We start from the raw sequence: 14,900 nt of genomic DNA, 5'->3' as shown, positions 1-14,900 counted from the left end.
TCAGCCAAATGTGTTGGAAATGATGAAAATCGCGCTTTTTAAAAGGGCATATACCACGCCACTAACAACAATGGCAGATATGATTGTAGCTATGAGGCCAAGCACGATCCAGATGCCATCACGCCCTAATATACCAAGTGAAAACAAGCAAATGGCGAAAGCTGGCAGCATGTTGCCAAGCGGTATCGGCAGCAAAAGTACCGCTGCTAGCAGGAAGCATATAGCGCCTACGATGTATTCAATTGGTGGGCTCGCCAGGATCATCAGGCGGGGGCGTAGTAGTCTTTCAGCGCGTGCGAGCCAGGGCACAACACGTTCTGTCATTGATGCGAAGTCTTTGCGGGCCATGGAGCGGTTGGCGATGAAGCCTGGCAACCATGGTTTCCGCCCCAGCATCATCTGGGCTGTAAGAAATACAAGCGGTGCCGCAAGGATCGCAGAAGTGCCCGGCGGCGTGGGCAGGATATTGGGAAAAGCAAAAATAAAGATCAATGCGCCGAATGCACGATCATGCAGGGTGTCGAGAAGATCACCGATCGAAATGCGTTCCCGAGAACTATCGCGCGCCAGCGAGCGCAGAATTGCCCAGAGCCTGCGTCCAGGTGGACGATGACGGATTTTCGGAACTGACCGCAAATTCGTGGCGGCGCTGGAATGAGGCAAACCGAAAACCTCCCACAATGATTCAAGTGCATGATGCGGCAACTCACGTTAAATGGAGCGCCGCACCAGTTTGATCAAGATAGCAAATATGTATGCGTGGCAACTATGCATTGCCACGCATGGTTATGCGTTGTGAAGATTATTCCTGCCGTTGGCCAGTGAGTGACAGCAGCAACTGGAACATGTTGATGAAGTTCAGATAAAGCGAGAAAGCGCCGAAGATGGCGATTTTCTGCTGGGATTCCACGCTGAAATTCTCAGCATATTGTTCCTTGATCGATTGCGTATCCCATGCCGTCAGGCCCACGAACACCAATACGCCGATGATCGAAATGCCGAATTGCAGTGCGCTTGATCCAATGAACAGGTTCACCAGGCTTGCGATGATCACGCCAATCAGACCCATGATGAGGAATGAGCCAAATTGCGATAGATCGCGCTTGGTCGTGTAGCCATAGAGGCTGGTTGCGCCAAACATCGCGGCGGTGATGAAGAACGTGCGTGCAATACTCATGCCTGTGAACACAAGAAAGATTGATGCGAGCGACAGCCCCATCACCGCACAGAACGACCAGAACAATGTCTGCGCGCCGCTAGCCGAGAGAGATTGGATGCGGAAAGAAAAGAACAGCACAAACGCAAGTGGCGCCAGCATCACTACCCACTTCAGGGGCGATGAGAAGATCGGCACATAAAGGGCTGGCGTTGTACCAACGATAAACGCCACAATGCCGGTGACCACAAGGCCAAGCGACATATAATTATAAACGCGCAGCATGTGCTGGCGCAGACCCTCGTCAAAAGCTGCACGATCAAGACTGCGGGCTGAACCTTGCCAGCCAAAGCCGGGTTGCGTGTTATTCATCATAAACTCCAGATGGTCAGGAATAGGAAAGGCGATTTGAGCAGAGCGTTGGTTAAGCCCGGATCAATAAAGGGTTTTGAGCATACGCTCGGCAGTGCGGTCGATTTCGCGTGTGCTCCCTTGTGCGATCAATGCATAGGCAACATCGCCGATTTGCCAGTGAGCGATGGTTAGCGCCTGCTTCTGCACAACCGTTACCGGCACCACATCAAACACCCCGGGACGTGCGGCTATTAGCGTAACGTTGCCAAAATCTGGCGCAGTCAAGCGCAGCCCAACAGCCGGGCCGTAGACTGAAGGCGCAATCACAACCTCATCCACGCGCCAGTCCTCGGGCAGGGCAGGCATATGGATTGCGGTTTCAGTCAGGATCTGGCGTGGATCATAGGGTGCGCCTGTGTTCGTGGGCGGTGTGTGGTCATATCGAGCCAGCGCTTCTTCAACGAAGGCAGGCGGCAGGCCAGAGGCCGCAACCTGCGCAATGCCAAGCGCGCCATATTGAGCGTGGGCAAACCATCCCAACATCAGAAATACGCCGATGGCCGCTATGCGACGCAAAGCATTTGAGCTTTTCCGCCAGCTTAGTGCACGTGCCAGCTTCCGTGCTGCTTGTTGTGTAGGCTGCGTTACAGGCAAGGACATATCAAACAGTGCAAGCTTTAGCTCATCCCGCAGTCGCAGATCCTGCATGATGCGTGCAGCCAACTCCGGCCGTGCCGCCAGATGTGCTTCAACCGCAATACGCCGTTCAACGGGGAGTTGCTCATCGATGTAGCCTTGCAGGTCAGCTTCGATGATCGGATCAACCGGCAGTGTCATCAGAGCCTCCTACGATGCGCAGATGGGAAGTATGACTAGTTGCAGGTTGCTCGCTCGTTGGCGTCTCTTCAAACGAACGCAATGTTGCGCGCGCACGTGCAAGACGCGACATGACGGTGCCGATAGGCAAATCGAGCGTTTGGGCCGTCTGAGCGTAGCTTAGACCTTCAAGGGCAACGAGATGCAATACAGCCCGCTGCTCCTTTGGCAGAGCCATAAAAGCCTGACGAACTTGCGCCAACCGTAGCACGTGATCCTGATTGGGAGCAGCATGCAGATCATCAGGGTGCGCTTGTGATGTCAGCTTCTCAATGCGTTGTTTATCAGCCCGCCGTGAGCGAATGCCATCAATAAAAGTGTTGTGAAGGATCGCCAGCAACCATTTGCGCACACCCTTTTCAGGACGAAAAGATGCCTGTTTCTCATAGGCACGAACAAGCGCATCGTGCACCAGATCCTCGGCGTCACCTGCATCGCGGGTAAGGGAATGCGCATAGCGACGCAATGCCGGTAACGCGCCGAGCACATCAAGACCGTCTTCGGCAACTTGCCGTGAAGCGGTTGGGGCAGAGATCTTGTCACGTTCCATGATTTATATACGAAGCTGCGACGGATCTTATTCCCTAAATGGCGTATTTTTGTTGCACTTTGTTTTTATCATAGCATTTTTTTATCCTCACAACGCCAACGGGGCTTGTTGGCAGCCTGCCTGTGCCTCTATATGGTACGAGCAGGTAGGTGACTTGTCGTGTATCTCATTGAGTTCATGCAGGTCCTTTTTGCCAAACTTTCTCCCGCTGGTTGGGAGATGATGATGTTTAGGATATGGAGCCGTTATTGTCCGCCCCTGTAGAGCCGTATTGTTGTCGAGGCAAACAAGGGGTGAGGCCTGTCCTCTGGACCGCATCCGCCTTCACATATGCCGTTTTATCGCCACTCACTGTTTGTGAGAGGCCCTCTTCAGCCATGGATCTCGACTGATGTTAATGGAATGGATGGCGGACCCTGCCGCTTGGGCCGGCCTTGCCACGCTGATCGTTCTTGAAGTCGTACTCGGCATCGACAATCTGATCTTCATCGCGATTCTGGCGGACAAGCTACCGCCGGAACAGCGCAATAAGGCGCGCATTGTAGGCCTATCGCTTGCGTTGGTCATGCGCCTTGCCCTCCTTGCCTCAATTTCATGGATTGTTACCCTCACCGCGCCAATCTTCACAGTAATGGGCGCTGAGATTTCATGGCGTGACATCATCTTGATTGTCGGCGGTGCATTCCTGCTATTCAAGGGCACCAGCGAGCTGCACGAGCGGCTTGAGGGGCATCATGCTGCCAAGGAAACGAGCGGCGCTTATGCCGTATTCTGGCATGTGATTGCGCAGATTGTTGTGCTTGATGCGGTGTTCTCTCTCGACTCGGTAATCACTGCCGTTGGTATGGTGAAAGACCTGTCGGTCATGATGATCGCTGTCGTCTTTGCTGTGGGCGTCATGATGGTTGCCAGCAAGCCGCTGATGACATTCGTGAGCCGCCATCCAACAGTGGTGATCCTGTGTCTGGGCTTCCTGCTGATGATCGGCTTCAGCTTGATTGTTGAAGGGCTTGGCTATCACATTCCCAAAGGGTATCTCTATGCAGCGATTGGCTTTTCCATTCTGGTGGAAGCGGCCAATCAAATGGGGCGACGCAATGTGCAAAAGCGCGTCACCAGCATCGACATGCGCGACCGTACAGCGCGCGCAGTATTGCGGATATTGCGTGGCGGCAAGGATGCGCCAGAGGCCTCTGAAGAGGTTGCGGCCATTATTTCCACGAGCGGTGCTGAAACCGTATTCACCCCAGCCGAAAGCAGCATGATCGAACGCGTGCTAACATTGGGCGAGCGCAATGTACGCTCGATTATGGTGCCGCGTGTTGATACGATCTGGCTCGATGTCAACGATGACCCCAAGGTTGTACTGGAAGAAATCCGCGAAAGTGGACGTTCACGTTTCCCGGTTTGTGATGGAGATGTGGATGCGGTGATTGGTGTTGTGCATTCCAAGGATTTGCTCAATCAGCAACAACGTGAAGGCCATATTGATCTGCGCGCTGCCGTTCGTGATCCTCTCTATGTCAATGATACAATGCCTGCGCTGAAATTGTTGGAGAACTTCAAGAGTTCCAACGTGCATATGGCGATTGTGGTGGATGAGCACGGCACCTTTGAGGGGGTTGTCACGCCCAATGACGTGCTGACAGCCATTGCCGGCGATCTGCCTGAGCTTGCGGGTGAGGAAGAGCCGGAGGCTGTGCAGCGCGAAGACGGCGTGTGGGTGCTGGATGGGCGCATGGCCATTGATGAGGTTGAACGCACCTTGTCGCTGGAAGATATGGATGAAGAAGGCGATTTTACCACGCTTGCCGGATTCATGCTTGCACATCTGGGGCATTTGCCGGAAGAGGGTGAATCCTTTATGTGGCACGGCTGGTTGTTTGAGGTTGCGGATATGGATGGACGCCGCATCGGCAGCGTCATTGCTCGCGCTGATAGCGCCGCAACGTCGGTTTAAGTTTGGTATCGGGAGAAGTTCATGCGTGTAACAATGATCGGTGCGGGGTATGTTGGCCTCGTCTCGGGCGCGTGCTTTGCCGATTTCGGACACGTCGTCACCTGCATTGATAAGGATCCCGCCAAGATTGCCGCCCTTAAAGCTGGCGATATACCGATTTTCGAGCCTGGCTTGTCGGAAATCGTCGCAAACAACGTGCGGGCGGGACGTCTGTCATTCGATACAGATCTGACAGAAGCTGTGCGTTCGGCAGATGCGGTGTTTATCGCGGTCGGCACCCCGTCGCGCCGCGGTGATGGCCATGCGGATCTGAGTTACGTTCATCAGGCCTCCCGTGAAATTGCTGCAGCGATTGAGGGTTATACGGTGGTTGTCACCAAATCGACTGTGCCTGTGGGCACGGGCGATGCTGTAGAGGCGATTATCCGTGAAGTGCGTCCGGACGCGGCGTTTGCCGTTGTATCCAACCCGGAATTTCTGCGTGAGGGTGCGGCCATTGAAGACTTCAAACGGCCCGATCGCATCGTCGTTGGTACGGAAGATGAGCGCGCTGCTGAAGTGATGCGTGCGCTTTATCGGCCGCTTTATCTTAATCAATCACCTTTGCTGATCACCAATCGCCGTACGGCGGAGCTGATCAAATATGCTGCCAATGCATTTCTGGCGACCAAGATCACCTTTATCAACGAAATCGCAGATCTGTGCGAGAAGGTGGGCGCGAATGTGCAGGAAGTAGCGCGGGGCATTGGGCTTGATAACCGCATCGGCGGCAAGTTCCTGCATGCGGGGCCCGGTTATGGTGGCTCTTGCTTCCCAAAAGATACTTTAGCGCTGGTCAAGATCGCACAGGATGCGGACTCGCCTGTGCGGATTGTTGAGACGGTTGCAGCGGTGAATGAGGTGCGTAAGCGCGCCATGGGTCGCAAAGTGATTGCTGCGTGCGGTGGCAATGTCGCTGGCAAAACCATCGCCATATTGGGTTTGACGTTCAAGCCCAACACCGATGACATGCGCGAAGCGCCCTCTATCGCGATCATCCGCACACTTCAGGACGCCGGGGCAGCTGTACGTGCTTATGATCCAGAGGGCACCCAACAGGCCAAGGCCGTTCTGGAGAATGTGCAATATGCGGATGATGTTTATGCCGCAATTGAAGGCGCTGATGCGCTCGCTATTATCACAGAGTGGGACGCCTTCCGTGCGCTCGATCTGGATCGCGTCAAGAGGCTGTTACGAGAGCCGGTCGTGGTCGATCTACGCAATATCTATCCCCCTCAGGATTTGATTAGCCGTGGCTTTACGTATGTCAGCATTGGCCGTCCGCAACGCTTTTCGATGAGGAGGGACGCGTATGAGCCTTGAGTCTGCTCGCGCTTTTTTGGCTGAACGTGCGCCCGATCTTGAGATTGTGGAGCTTTCAGTAAGCACGGCTACGGTTGCGCTTGCTGCTGAGGCGCATGGCGTGGAGCCTGGTCGCATTGCCAAAACGCTGTCGCTTCGGTTTGGTGACAAGGTCGTGCTGATTGTTGCGCGCGGTGATGCTCGTCTCGATAACAAAAAGCTCAAAGCCGCTTTTGGCGTAAAGGCAAAAATGCCTGGGCCGGAAGAGGTGGCTGCACTTACAGGTCATCCTGTCGGTGGCGTATGCCCCTTTGGTCTGGCCACGCCATTACCAGTTTATTGTGACGTGTCACTGAAAGCTTTTGATGAGGTTGTACCAGCAGCAGGTTCGATCAATTCAGCCGTGCGGATCAATACGCTACGAATGGCTGAAATTGTTGATGCGACATGGATTGACGTGTGTCAGGAGCTTGTCGTTGAGACACAATCTGAGCAGCAGCCAGCCGCTGAATGAGTGTAATTGGCAGTTTATTGTCCGCGTTTAAGGTTCCAGTTCTACATCCCAATAGAGATAATCCAGCCAGCTCTGATGCAGGTAGTTTGGTGGGAAGTGTCGCCCGTTATGATGCAGATCATGAACCGTTGGTGAATATGGTGTTTGCATCGGCCACATACTGATTTCTCGTGGCATATGGTTTCCCTTGCGGAGATTGCATGGGGAACATGCTGTGACCACGTTTTCCCATGTCGTCTGGCCCCCTTTTGAACGTGGGATCAAGTGATCGAAGGTAAGATCCTCGCTAGAGCCGCAATACTGACAGGCAAATCGATCCCGCAGAAAAACATTGAAGCGTGTAAAGGCCGGGAAACGCGATGGCTGGATATAGGTCTTGAGGGAAATGACAGAGGGTAGGCGCATCTCGAAAGTAGGACTGCGAACCGTTATATCATATTCCGAAACGATATTTACCCGGTCGAGAAACACCGCTTTAATGGCATCCTGCCAACTCCATAAAGAAAGCGGATAGTAACTCAACGGCTGAAAATCAGCGTTGAGGACTAATGCCGGACACGATTCCGGTCGTGCGGGAATTGGGACGTGGACCGTCACCTTGTCGTCTCCGTATGCCCTGAATAGGGTTACAAAAAACAGACCATTCTGCTTCGCCACAGATATTCTACAGCGTCTATGACGCTGATGTGAAGATTATTTATTAAAGTTGGAGAGGGTCTTTACGCTGATCCTGTAACCTCCTTTCATTATTGTATAAATTGGCATTCAAGCAATGAAGCGCCGCCGTTTGTATGCCTTCACGCTGCCTGATTTTGTGATTACATAATGCACCTAACTGCATAATTTACAAACATAATACGCGAATCGTGACTTAAACCAACAGTACTGGGCCATACGTCAGGTAATGCTCGCATAGGTCGCAGGATGGCCATGCGAAGTGTGATGTTCCTGTCTCTTATGGGGTGTGGCATAAGGCGAGTTGGGCAAGGAAGGCTCGTAAGGAGCAGTTACTCTGCTTTGCGTGGATTGATACGGGAGCCAGTGATTGAGCATTTCGTCGGAGTTGGTCGCACCTACACCTCGGTGGCGTTTTTCAAAGCCCGAGCTGGTTCTTATCCTTGTCACTATCGTATGGGGTGGAACTTTCCTCGTCGTTCAGCATGCATTGACGGTAACAGGGCCGTTTTTCTTCGTTGGTTTGCGATTTGCCACTGCTGCACTTTTGCTGGGGGCAAGCTCTGCACAAAGCATGCGTGGTTTGACCTGGCTTGATATGCGCGCTGGCGCTGCCATTGGTGTGGCGTTGATGTTGGGCTATTCATTTCAGACTGTCGGTCTGCAGACCATTCCCAGCAGTCAATCCGCTTTCATAACAGCGCTATATGTGCCGTTTGTGCCATTACTGCAATTGCTCGTGTTGCGGAGAATGCCCCACCCGTTGACATGGCTTGGCATCGTGCTGGCGTTTGTTGGATTGATGTTTTTGGCCGGTCCTGAGGGCACATCGATTTCATTCCAGCCTGGAGAGCTTTGGACGTTGGCATCCGCAGTGGCTATTGCAGGCGAGATTATTCTCATCAGCGCTTTTGCTGGCAAGGCAAATGCACGACGGGTGACAGTTGTGCAGCTTGCGGTGGCATCGGTGCTATGCTTTGCAGCCATGATCCCGGCAGGCGAGGCATTTCCACCATTCTCCTGGCTTCTTGTGGCAACTGCAGTGGGAATGGGCTTGGCTAGCGCTGTGATCCAGTATGCCATGAACTGGGCGCAGCGCACAGTGTCACCAACACGGGCAACATTGATTTATGCGGGTGAGCCTGTCTGGGCAGGCATTTTTGGCCGGATAGCCGGTGAGCGGCTCGGTGTACTTGCTATTATCGGCGGAGGGTTGATCGTATTGGGCGTGCTTGTCAGTGAGCTGCGCTGGAAGAAACGATAATCCTCTTCCTGATGACAAGAATTGATGTGCGCTGTGCATATAGCAAAGCGCACATCATCAACAAACTATATAAAGTTTGTAAAATTAAACGCGTTAGTCGTGCCGTGCAATGGCTACCAACCGATCAACAAGATCTGCAAAGCTGATTCCAACATAAGCTGCCTGTTCAGGTGCGAGGCTGAGGGGGGTCATGCCAGGCTGGGTATTGGTTTCAAGGATGTATAGCCCACCAGCTGCACCCGCTTCAGGGCGATCATCATAACGGAAATCCGAACGACTTAGGCTGCGGCATCCGAGTACTGTATGTGCAATCTCGGCCCAATTTAGAGCCTGCTCAGTGATTTCAGCAGGAATAGGCGCAGGAACGAGATGCTGGGTGCGTCCTTCAGTGTACTTGTTGTCATAATTATAGAACCCCTCACTGGTGCGCAATTCTGTCACAGCAAGGGCTTTGCCTTCGAGAACAGCTACTGTCAGCTCGCGCCCCTCAATAAATTTCTCGACCAGAACGGCGTCTCCGTAGGCCCAGTCCTCATCGGATGCGATGAGATTGTCGCCAGCAAGTACAATGCGCACACCTTTGGATGACCCCTCTGCAATCGGCTTGATTACGTAGGGCGGCTGCATGGGATGGCTGGTGCGAAAATCTTCACGGGTGCAGATTTTACCAGTGGCGCAGCGAAGACCGGCGCGAGCAAAAATATCGCGCGCCAAGCCTTTATTCATCGCTACTGCAGAAGCCAGGAGGCCGGAATGTGTGTAAGGTACACGCATAAGATCCAACAGCCCCTGAACGGACCCATCTTCGCCCCAATGCCCATGCAAGGCGTTAAAAACAATGTCCCTCTTGGGATCAAGAGCATTGACGAGTGCCGGGATACCATCTGCTGGATCGATAAGCGTTACTTCGTGTCCCTTGCTACGAAGGGCGTTGGCGCATTCGCGCCCGCTGACAAGCGACACCTCCCGCTCAGCCGAGAACCCACCATAGAGCACTACAATGCGCTTGACTGCCATGATGTTTCCTCTCCTTGCGTATTTCAACCCAGACCTGATGCTGAGCACTGATTAGGCTCTGATCATGGCCTAACAAAGGTGAATTTTTCAAAAAGACGGCAGCAAAAATTTGTATGCTGATGATTAAGTGGGATATTGCCAATTTGAACATAACCTTACAATCGATATTGATAATAAATACTTTAATGCATCAGTGAAGTATGCATGAAGTAGAAACATGGTGATTTTTACAGGATGATTGTGTTTTTCAATCAATACTTAATCCGAGATATTGGTTTTTTCATAAAGGGTTGAAAGTAAAAAAGCTATTGATATTACCTACACAATGCGTCAGATAAGGTTTTGGGAAGAATCAAAGCAAAATATGGTATTTAAGAACCGAAAATTTGCTTTCAGCGATTGATTGGGGTGCTTTTCCATCCGAAAAGCTATGCCTGTTTTTATTTTAATGTTTTAAGGAGAATCAAGCATGTCCGCTCAGATGACCGAGGTGAAAGGCGGAGATCTTACTTCGTTACTCGCGCCGCTTGAGCAACTTGTGGGAGAGGCTGCTGCATTGCTTGCTTCGATGCAGGCTGGTCCACGCGCAGTCTCACGTAAGGAATTGCGTGATGTTGTAACTGATGCGGATCTCGCAGCTGAACGTCTGTTGCTTGATGGCTTACGTAAGCTTACTCCCGATGCGGACATTTTGTCTGAAGAAGCAGGTGCTAGTGATGGCGCGCATACTGAGTCCGATCATTTCTGGGGGCAGGGTAAGCTTCGTTGGGTGATTGATCCGCTCGATGGCACCATCAATTATGCAGGTGGCCTGCCCCTGTTTTCGGCCACTGTTGCAGGCCAGATCGATGGCGAAACGGTTTTAGGTGTTGTTCATGCGCCTCGCTTTCCCTTAATCGGGCGCTTCCTGCGTGGTGCCTCTTCTGAGGCAAGTGTAGCCGAAGTTAATGGCTTACCTGCGCGTGTATCGCAGACAAAAGAACTTGCGGATGCAATCGTCTCGGTATCGTTGACATCGAACTATGGTCCTGAAGAAGTGCGTCGAACCAGTGAGATCATTCAGCGGCTTGCCAATCGCGCTCGGGGGGTGCGGGTTGTTGTTTCAGGTGCGCTTGAGATGTCATTGGTTGCGGCAGGGCAGTTCGATGCTTTTGTAGCATTGGGAGCGGACCTTGTTTCGCATGCGGCTTCAATGGCTTTGGTGCGCGCAGCCGGTGGAAAGGCAACCGATTTATCGGGTAAGGAAGCTGCTGATGAGGACAGAGAGCGGGTTGTTTCCAATGGCCTGATTCACGATGAAATTTTGTCTATTATTTCAAACGTATAAAACAATTGACCTTATGAATGAAAAATTAGGCAATTGCTGAATGCCGAGATGCTGATATTCTATTATGTGACCTTATGTATATCTTGAAGGTCGCATGTGAATGCGCCTTAAATCATTGATTGAGGCGCGTTCACTGTTGCCAATAGAGGGGGTAACAAAATGGGTTTATTCAGCTTTATCAAAGATGCAGGTGAGAAACTATTTGGCGCAAGCGAAGCGCAGGCTGCTACTGCCGATGATCTCAAAAAAGAAGTTGAGAAGCATGGTTTAAATGCCAAAAATCTCGATATTCAGGTAGATGGCAACAAGGTGACGGTAAAAGGCACAGCGGATTCCACCGCCGATGCAGAGAAGATTTTGCTAGCCGTAGGTAATACACTCGGAGTGGAAACAGTAGAAAACGACCTGTCCGTTGAAAATGCATCAAAAGAGGCATCCTTTTATACGGTTGTGAAAGGCGATACCCTTTGGAAAATCGCTGAGACCAATTATGGACCAGGCAAGGGTGCGCAGTTCTCTGCAATATTTGAAGCTAATAAGCCATTATTGATGCATCCCGACAAAATTTATCCCGGACAGGTGCTACGCATTCCGCCGCTTGTGTGAAGCGTTTGCTTGTGCTGAAAATGGGGTATGAGCACTTCATCCTCCCATGATGTGGGTCAAAGCGTTGGCCCGCGTATTACCATCACTTATTGCACGCAATGCCAGTGGTTGTTGCGTGCAGCGTGGATGGCGCAAGAGCTGCTTTCGACATTCTCAACCGATGTGCGGGAAGTGGCGCTTGTGCCAGGTACAGGTGGTATTTTCCGTATCGATTACGATGACGATGCAATTTGGGAACGCAAACGTGATGGCGGTTTCCCGGATATAAAAACGCTAAAGCAACGTGTGCGTGATCGACTTGATCCCACGCGCAACCTTGGCCATATTGATGCTAAGCAGCGATCTGAATGATAACGCGGATCTGATTGGGCGCTATCAGTATTTGAACAGTGTCAAACACTTTCAGAATTATCGTTCGGATTAGGTTCTTGCACCGGCTTGAATTTTGCGTATTTCCCGCTTTCAGGAACGTTATTATTACCTTCAACGCGGTCGCGATACAGCGCCGCGCGTCCCAGAAGCATGAATCCAACTGGTGTTGTAACTGTCAGAAATACCGCAATCAATATTTCGTGTACCGAGAGGCGTTGTCTAAGTACCGAAAAGCAGATCATTGATGCTACAAGAATAAAGCCCGTTCCTAAGGTTGAGCCCAGTGTTGGGGCATGAAGGCGTTCGTAAAAGCTCTTTAGCCTCAAAAGCCCAACCGATCCCGTCAACGTCAGGAACGCGCCCATAAACACACAAAAAGCGGTTAAATAGGCCGCCCATGCAGGAAGGTTCTCAAAGGCGAGATCGACGTCGATCATTCGATTACCTCACCGCGCATCAAGAATTTCGACAGTGCCACTGTGCCGGTAAAACCAAGCAAGCTGATAATGAGTGCTACTTCAAAATAAATCGTGCTGGCAACGCGAATGCCATAAGTAAGCAATAGTAGCATTGCGTTCACATAAAACGTATCAAGTCCTAAAACCCTGTCCTGCGCGCGCGGTCCCAATATCAGCCGGAATGCAGCGCATGCCATTGCCAATCCTAGGAAGAGCTGTGCGATGAATAGTGCCCAATCGAGCACTAAAAACGGCAAGTTAGGGGGTAAGTTTAGAGATATTTCCGAAAGGGAAGAGAAAAAATCGTTCATTCAAAAATCTCCATCAGCCGCCGCTCATAGCGATTCTTGATGGTATCGATCCAATGCTTTTCATCTTGCAGATCCAGAACGTGAATGAGAAGCATGCCGGAGGAGGGCGAGAAATTGGCCCAGATTGTGCCAGGGGTCGAGGTGATAATAATCGCCAATGTCGCGAGGCCATAGGAGCTGCGCATATCAAGAGGAATAGCCATAAACCCAGGCGCACCAAGACGCCTGCCGGGGCGGAAAATGATCTTCGCCACTGCTATATTTGAACGCACGATATCAACAAACACAACACATCCCAGAACGAGGATTTTCAGGGGGTGTCTGACACGGGGGCGCTCTTGATCCAGCGTTGTCATGCCCCAGCCGCCACCAATGGCAAGTAGGGTGCCGAATGCAATGTGGGCGGGTGAGAATGATTGATTCAGCAGCAACCACATTACGAGGATGGAAAGAGAGAGCAGCGGATAGGGCACTACACGTGTCATTTTGCCCGCCTCTGATGTTTTGCCGCCTCAGCATGGGCTGGAATCACGCTGTGAATGTACTGCGTCGGAGCATGAAGCGACAGAGCTGTTTTTTCCATGAAGTCCAGAATAGGACCTGCGCGAACTGTCATTCCCACGCATAGCAGCAGCAGAAATGCGACGCCAGCAATCTCGACGCCACGCACACCAGGTACCGCCCCTTCAATAGATGACCAGAATGTCTGAATACCAATACGTGTCATGGCCAGCATTGCAGACAATCCCGAAAGAATGAGTAATGCGATCAACACCCAGGTAACAATATATTGTGGTCCGCCCGTGCCAATGCCAGCGGGGTCCAGGATGGCAGACAGCAATGCAAACTTGGCTATGAAGCCGGATAATGGAGGCAGGCCGGCAATCAGTACGGCGCAAGCAATGAAGCTACCACCCAAAAAGGCCAGAATGGTAGGAATGCGTGCGCCCACTTCAACTTCTTCCGTGACGTCATCCTCATCAGTATATCCGAAGGCTTCCATGGTTACGGCCAAAACGTCTGCGCCCGGATCGCGCCCGCGTTCGACAAGCTCAATCAGCAGGAAGAAGCCGCTAATCGCTAAAGTCGAATTAACGAGATAAAATAGCGCCCCGCTCGTTGCAGCTGCATTCCCCACGCCAATAGTGGCAAGCACCGTACCTGATGACACAAGCACGCTATAGCCAGCAAGGCGCGACATGGTTTGTGTTGCAAGCACGCCAATTGCACCAAAAGCAATGGTCGCCATACCGCCATAGAGTAGAACTTCCGTGCCAAAATGTGCCGACTCACCCGCGCCATTTCCGAATAACAACAACGAAAGCCGCAATAGAATGTACACGCCAACCTTGGTCATAATAGCAAAGATCGCCGCAACAGGTGCGCACGCCGCTGCGTAAGCCGTTGGCAGCCAGAAACTCAGCGGCCACATACCTGCCTTAACCAGGAATGCAACGCCCAGAATTGCAGCTCCCGCCTCCAGAAACATGCGATCTTCATCGCCCATGCCTGGGATACGCAGCGCGAGATCTGCCATATTTAGCGTGCCAGACGCACCATAAATGAGGCTGACGCCAATTAGAAACAGCGTGGAGGCAGCAAGATTGACAACAATATAGTGCAAGCCAGCCTTCACACGCACCGCGCCCATGCCATGCAGCACAAGACCGTAAGAGGCCGCCAATAGCACTTCAAAAAACACGAACAGGTTAAAGAGGTCACCTGTTAGAAACGCGCCATTCAGACCCATTATCAGAAACAGAAACAGCGTGTGAAAATTCGGACCTGCTCGATGCCAACGCGCAAGCGAAAATACGAGCGCCGATAGACCGAGAATGCTGGTCAGTAGTAGCATCATCGCCGACAAGCGATCCAGCACAAGCACGATGCCGAAGGGGGCTGGCCAATTTCCAAGCGCATAGGATGCCGTTTCCGGCATAGTCGTCAAACCACTTGCACGCTGCAGCAGGGCTAGTGCGAGCACTAGCAACGCAACAGTGGTTGCAACCGAAAGTGTTGCTTTCAGTGGGCGTCTACGATCGTCAATAAGCATCAATGCCGCACCGATAATGAGCGGCAGCACAATAGGCGCAATAATCAGATGGTCGGCAAACGCAAT

Annotated in this window: 17 protein-coding genes; 7 read left to right on the top strand and 10 right to left on the bottom strand. The window is 51.9% G+C overall.

Annotated elements, in window-relative coordinates:
- The 4 genes from VRZ32_RS04005 to VRZ32_RS03990 all read right to left on the bottom strand — a co-directional run bounded on the left by VRZ32_RS04005 (position 1) and on the right by VRZ32_RS03990 (position 2,936).
- Positions 1-663, bottom strand: a complete 663-nt coding sequence (locus VRZ32_RS04005) for an exopolysaccharide biosynthesis protein (protein ID WP_414524405.1) — start codon at positions 661-663, stop codon at positions 1-3.
- 139 nt (positions 664-802) lie between these two features.
- Positions 803-1,528, bottom strand: coding sequence for a Bax inhibitor-1/YccA family protein (locus tag VRZ32_RS04000; RefSeq protein WP_414524403.1), 726 nt, complete (start codon positions 1,526-1,528; stop codon positions 803-805).
- Between the two features lie 63 nt (positions 1,529-1,591).
- Positions 1,592-2,347, bottom strand: a complete 756-nt coding sequence (locus tag VRZ32_RS03995; RefSeq protein WP_414524401.1) for an anti-sigma factor family protein — start codon at positions 2,345-2,347, stop codon at positions 1,592-1,594.
- Complete coding sequence (locus tag VRZ32_RS03990) at positions 2,331-2,936, bottom strand: sigma-70 family RNA polymerase sigma factor (RefSeq protein ID WP_414524399.1); 606 nt, start codon at positions 2,934-2,936, stop codon at positions 2,331-2,333. The genes VRZ32_RS03995 and VRZ32_RS03990 overlap by 17 nt, the downstream gene beginning before the upstream one ends.
- 397 nt (positions 2,937-3,333) lie before the next feature.
- On the opposite strand from VRZ32_RS03990, the gene VRZ32_RS03985 reads away from it, so the two are divergent.
- Genes VRZ32_RS03985 through VRZ32_RS03975 form a run of 3 tightly spaced genes read left to right on the top strand, consistent with a single transcriptional unit; the run spans position 3,334 to position 6,751 of the window.
- Positions 3,334-4,896, top strand: coding sequence for a TerC family protein (locus VRZ32_RS03985; RefSeq protein ID WP_414525035.1), 1,563 nt, complete (start codon positions 3,334-3,336; stop codon positions 4,894-4,896).
- 21 nt (positions 4,897-4,917) lie between these two features.
- Positions 4,918-6,258 carry a UDP-glucose dehydrogenase family protein gene (locus tag VRZ32_RS03980; protein ID WP_414524397.1) on the top strand — a complete coding sequence of 447 codons (1,341 nt, stop codon included), beginning with the start codon at positions 4,918-4,920 and terminating at the stop codon, positions 6,256-6,258.
- Positions 6,248-6,751: a YbaK/EbsC family protein gene (locus VRZ32_RS03975; RefSeq protein ID WP_414524396.1), complete on the top strand. Its 504-nt coding sequence runs from the start codon at positions 6,248-6,250 to the stop codon at positions 6,749-6,751. The genes VRZ32_RS03980 and VRZ32_RS03975 overlap by 11 nt, the downstream gene beginning before the upstream one ends.
- A gap of 27 nt (positions 6,752-6,778) precedes the next feature.
- Here VRZ32_RS03975 and VRZ32_RS03970 read toward each other — a convergent pair whose 3' ends face one another.
- Positions 6,779-7,348 (bottom strand): HNH endonuclease, encoded by a 570-nt coding sequence (locus tag VRZ32_RS03970; protein WP_414524394.1) that lies wholly within the window; start codon positions 7,346-7,348, stop codon positions 6,779-6,781.
- Between the two features lie 448 nt (positions 7,349-7,796).
- On the opposite strand from VRZ32_RS03970, the gene VRZ32_RS03965 reads away from it, so the two are divergent.
- Positions 7,797-8,690: a DMT family transporter gene (locus VRZ32_RS03965; RefSeq protein ID WP_414524392.1), complete on the top strand. Its 894-nt coding sequence runs from the start codon at positions 7,797-7,799 to the stop codon at positions 8,688-8,690.
- A 93-nt stretch (positions 8,691-8,783) separates the two neighbouring features.
- Here the strand turns inward: VRZ32_RS03965 and VRZ32_RS03960 are convergent, their stop codons facing one another.
- Positions 8,784-9,707: a D-alanine--D-alanine ligase gene (locus VRZ32_RS03960; protein ID WP_414524390.1), complete on the bottom strand. Its 924-nt coding sequence runs from the start codon at positions 9,705-9,707 to the stop codon at positions 8,784-8,786.
- A gap of 469 nt (positions 9,708-10,176) precedes the next feature.
- On the opposite strand from VRZ32_RS03960, the gene VRZ32_RS03955 reads away from it, so the two are divergent.
- The 3 genes from VRZ32_RS03955 to VRZ32_RS03945 all read left to right on the top strand — a co-directional run bounded on the left by VRZ32_RS03955 (position 10,177) and on the right by VRZ32_RS03945 (position 11,991).
- Entirely contained in the window at positions 10,177-11,034 is an 858-nt protein-coding gene (locus tag VRZ32_RS03955) for an inositol monophosphatase family protein (RefSeq protein ID WP_414524388.1), read from the top strand.
- A gap of 159 nt (positions 11,035-11,193) precedes the next feature.
- Positions 11,194-11,640, top strand: a complete 447-nt coding sequence (gene lysM / locus VRZ32_RS03950; protein ID WP_414524386.1) for a peptidoglycan-binding protein LysM — start codon at positions 11,194-11,196, stop codon at positions 11,638-11,640.
- 27 nt (positions 11,641-11,667) lie between these two features.
- Entirely contained in the window at positions 11,668-11,991 is a 324-nt protein-coding gene (locus VRZ32_RS03945; RefSeq protein ID WP_414524384.1) for a SelT/SelW/SelH family protein, read from the top strand.
- 41 nt (positions 11,992-12,032) lie between these two features.
- Here VRZ32_RS03945 and mnhG read toward each other — a convergent pair whose 3' ends face one another.
- From mnhG to VRZ32_RS03925, 4 genes are read right to left on the bottom strand one after another with little or no spacing between them, the layout of a single operon-like run.
- Positions 12,033-12,449 (bottom strand): monovalent cation/H(+) antiporter subunit G, encoded by a 417-nt coding sequence (mnhG, locus tag VRZ32_RS03940; RefSeq protein ID WP_414524382.1) that lies wholly within the window; start codon positions 12,447-12,449, stop codon positions 12,033-12,035.
- Positions 12,446-12,781 carry a K+/H+ antiporter subunit F gene (locus VRZ32_RS03935; protein ID WP_414524380.1) on the bottom strand — a complete coding sequence of 112 codons (336 nt, stop codon included), beginning with the start codon at positions 12,779-12,781 and terminating at the stop codon, positions 12,446-12,448. The genes mnhG and VRZ32_RS03935 overlap by 4 nt, the downstream gene beginning before the upstream one ends.
- Positions 12,778-13,266, bottom strand: coding sequence for a Na+/H+ antiporter subunit E (locus tag VRZ32_RS03930; RefSeq protein ID WP_414524378.1), 489 nt, complete (start codon positions 13,264-13,266; stop codon positions 12,778-12,780). The genes VRZ32_RS03935 and VRZ32_RS03930 overlap by 4 nt, the downstream gene beginning before the upstream one ends.
- The gene (locus VRZ32_RS03925) at positions 13,263-14,900 is read right to left on the bottom strand and encodes a monovalent cation/H+ antiporter subunit D (RefSeq protein WP_414525034.1); all 1,638 of its coding nucleotides are present in this window, start codon (positions 14,898-14,900) and stop codon (positions 13,263-13,265) included. The genes VRZ32_RS03930 and VRZ32_RS03925 overlap by 4 nt, the downstream gene beginning before the upstream one ends.

Source organism: Pseudochelatococcus sp. G4_1912, from assembly GCF_047501465.1.
Taxonomy (GTDB): domain Bacteria; phylum Pseudomonadota; class Alphaproteobacteria; order Rhizobiales; family Beijerinckiaceae; genus Pseudochelatococcus.
The sequence above is the reverse complement of the archived record's forward strand: the minus strand, read 5'-3'. Positions and strand labels throughout refer to the sequence as shown.

Bases quoted from the DNA above. Each gene is read 5' to 3' on its own strand.
- lysM (WP_414524386.1), top strand. From the start codon at position 11,194: ATGGGTTTATTCAGCTTTATCAAAGATGCAGGTGAGAAACTATTTGGC.
- VRZ32_RS03930 (WP_414524378.1), bottom strand. From the start codon at position 13,266: ATGACACGTGTAGTGCCCTATCCGCTGCTCTCTCTTTCCATCCTCGTA.
- VRZ32_RS03960 (WP_414524390.1), bottom strand. From the start codon at position 9,707: ATGGCAGTCAAGCGCATTGTAGTGCTCTATGGTGGGTTCTCGGCTGAG.
- VRZ32_RS04000 (WP_414524403.1), bottom strand. From the start codon at position 1,528: ATGAATAACACGCAACCCGGCTTTGGCTGGCAAGGTTCAGCCCGCAGT.
- VRZ32_RS03935 (WP_414524380.1), bottom strand. From the start codon at position 12,781: ATGAACGATTTTTTCTCTTCCCTTTCGGAAATATCTCTAAACTTACCC.
- VRZ32_RS03955 (WP_414524388.1), top strand. From the start codon at position 10,177: ATGTCCGCTCAGATGACCGAGGTGAAAGGCGGAGATCTTACTTCGTTA.
- VRZ32_RS03975 (WP_414524396.1), top strand. From the start codon at position 6,248: ATGAGCCTTGAGTCTGCTCGCGCTTTTTTGGCTGAACGTGCGCCCGAT.
- VRZ32_RS03985 (WP_414525035.1), top strand. From the start codon at position 3,334: ATGGAATGGATGGCGGACCCTGCCGCTTGGGCCGGCCTTGCCACGCTG.
- VRZ32_RS03995 (WP_414524401.1), bottom strand. From the start codon at position 2,347: ATGACACTGCCGGTTGATCCGATCATCGAAGCTGACCTGCAAGGCTAC.
- VRZ32_RS03980 (WP_414524397.1), top strand. From the start codon at position 4,918: ATGCGTGTAACAATGATCGGTGCGGGGTATGTTGGCCTCGTCTCGGGC.
- VRZ32_RS03990 (WP_414524399.1), bottom strand. From the start codon at position 2,936: ATGGAACGTGACAAGATCTCTGCCCCAACCGCTTCACGGCAAGTTGCC.
- VRZ32_RS03945 (WP_414524384.1), top strand. From the start codon at position 11,668: ATGAGCACTTCATCCTCCCATGATGTGGGTCAAAGCGTTGGCCCGCGT.
- mnhG (WP_414524382.1), bottom strand. From the start codon at position 12,449: ATGATCGACGTCGATCTCGCCTTTGAGAACCTTCCTGCATGGGCGGCC.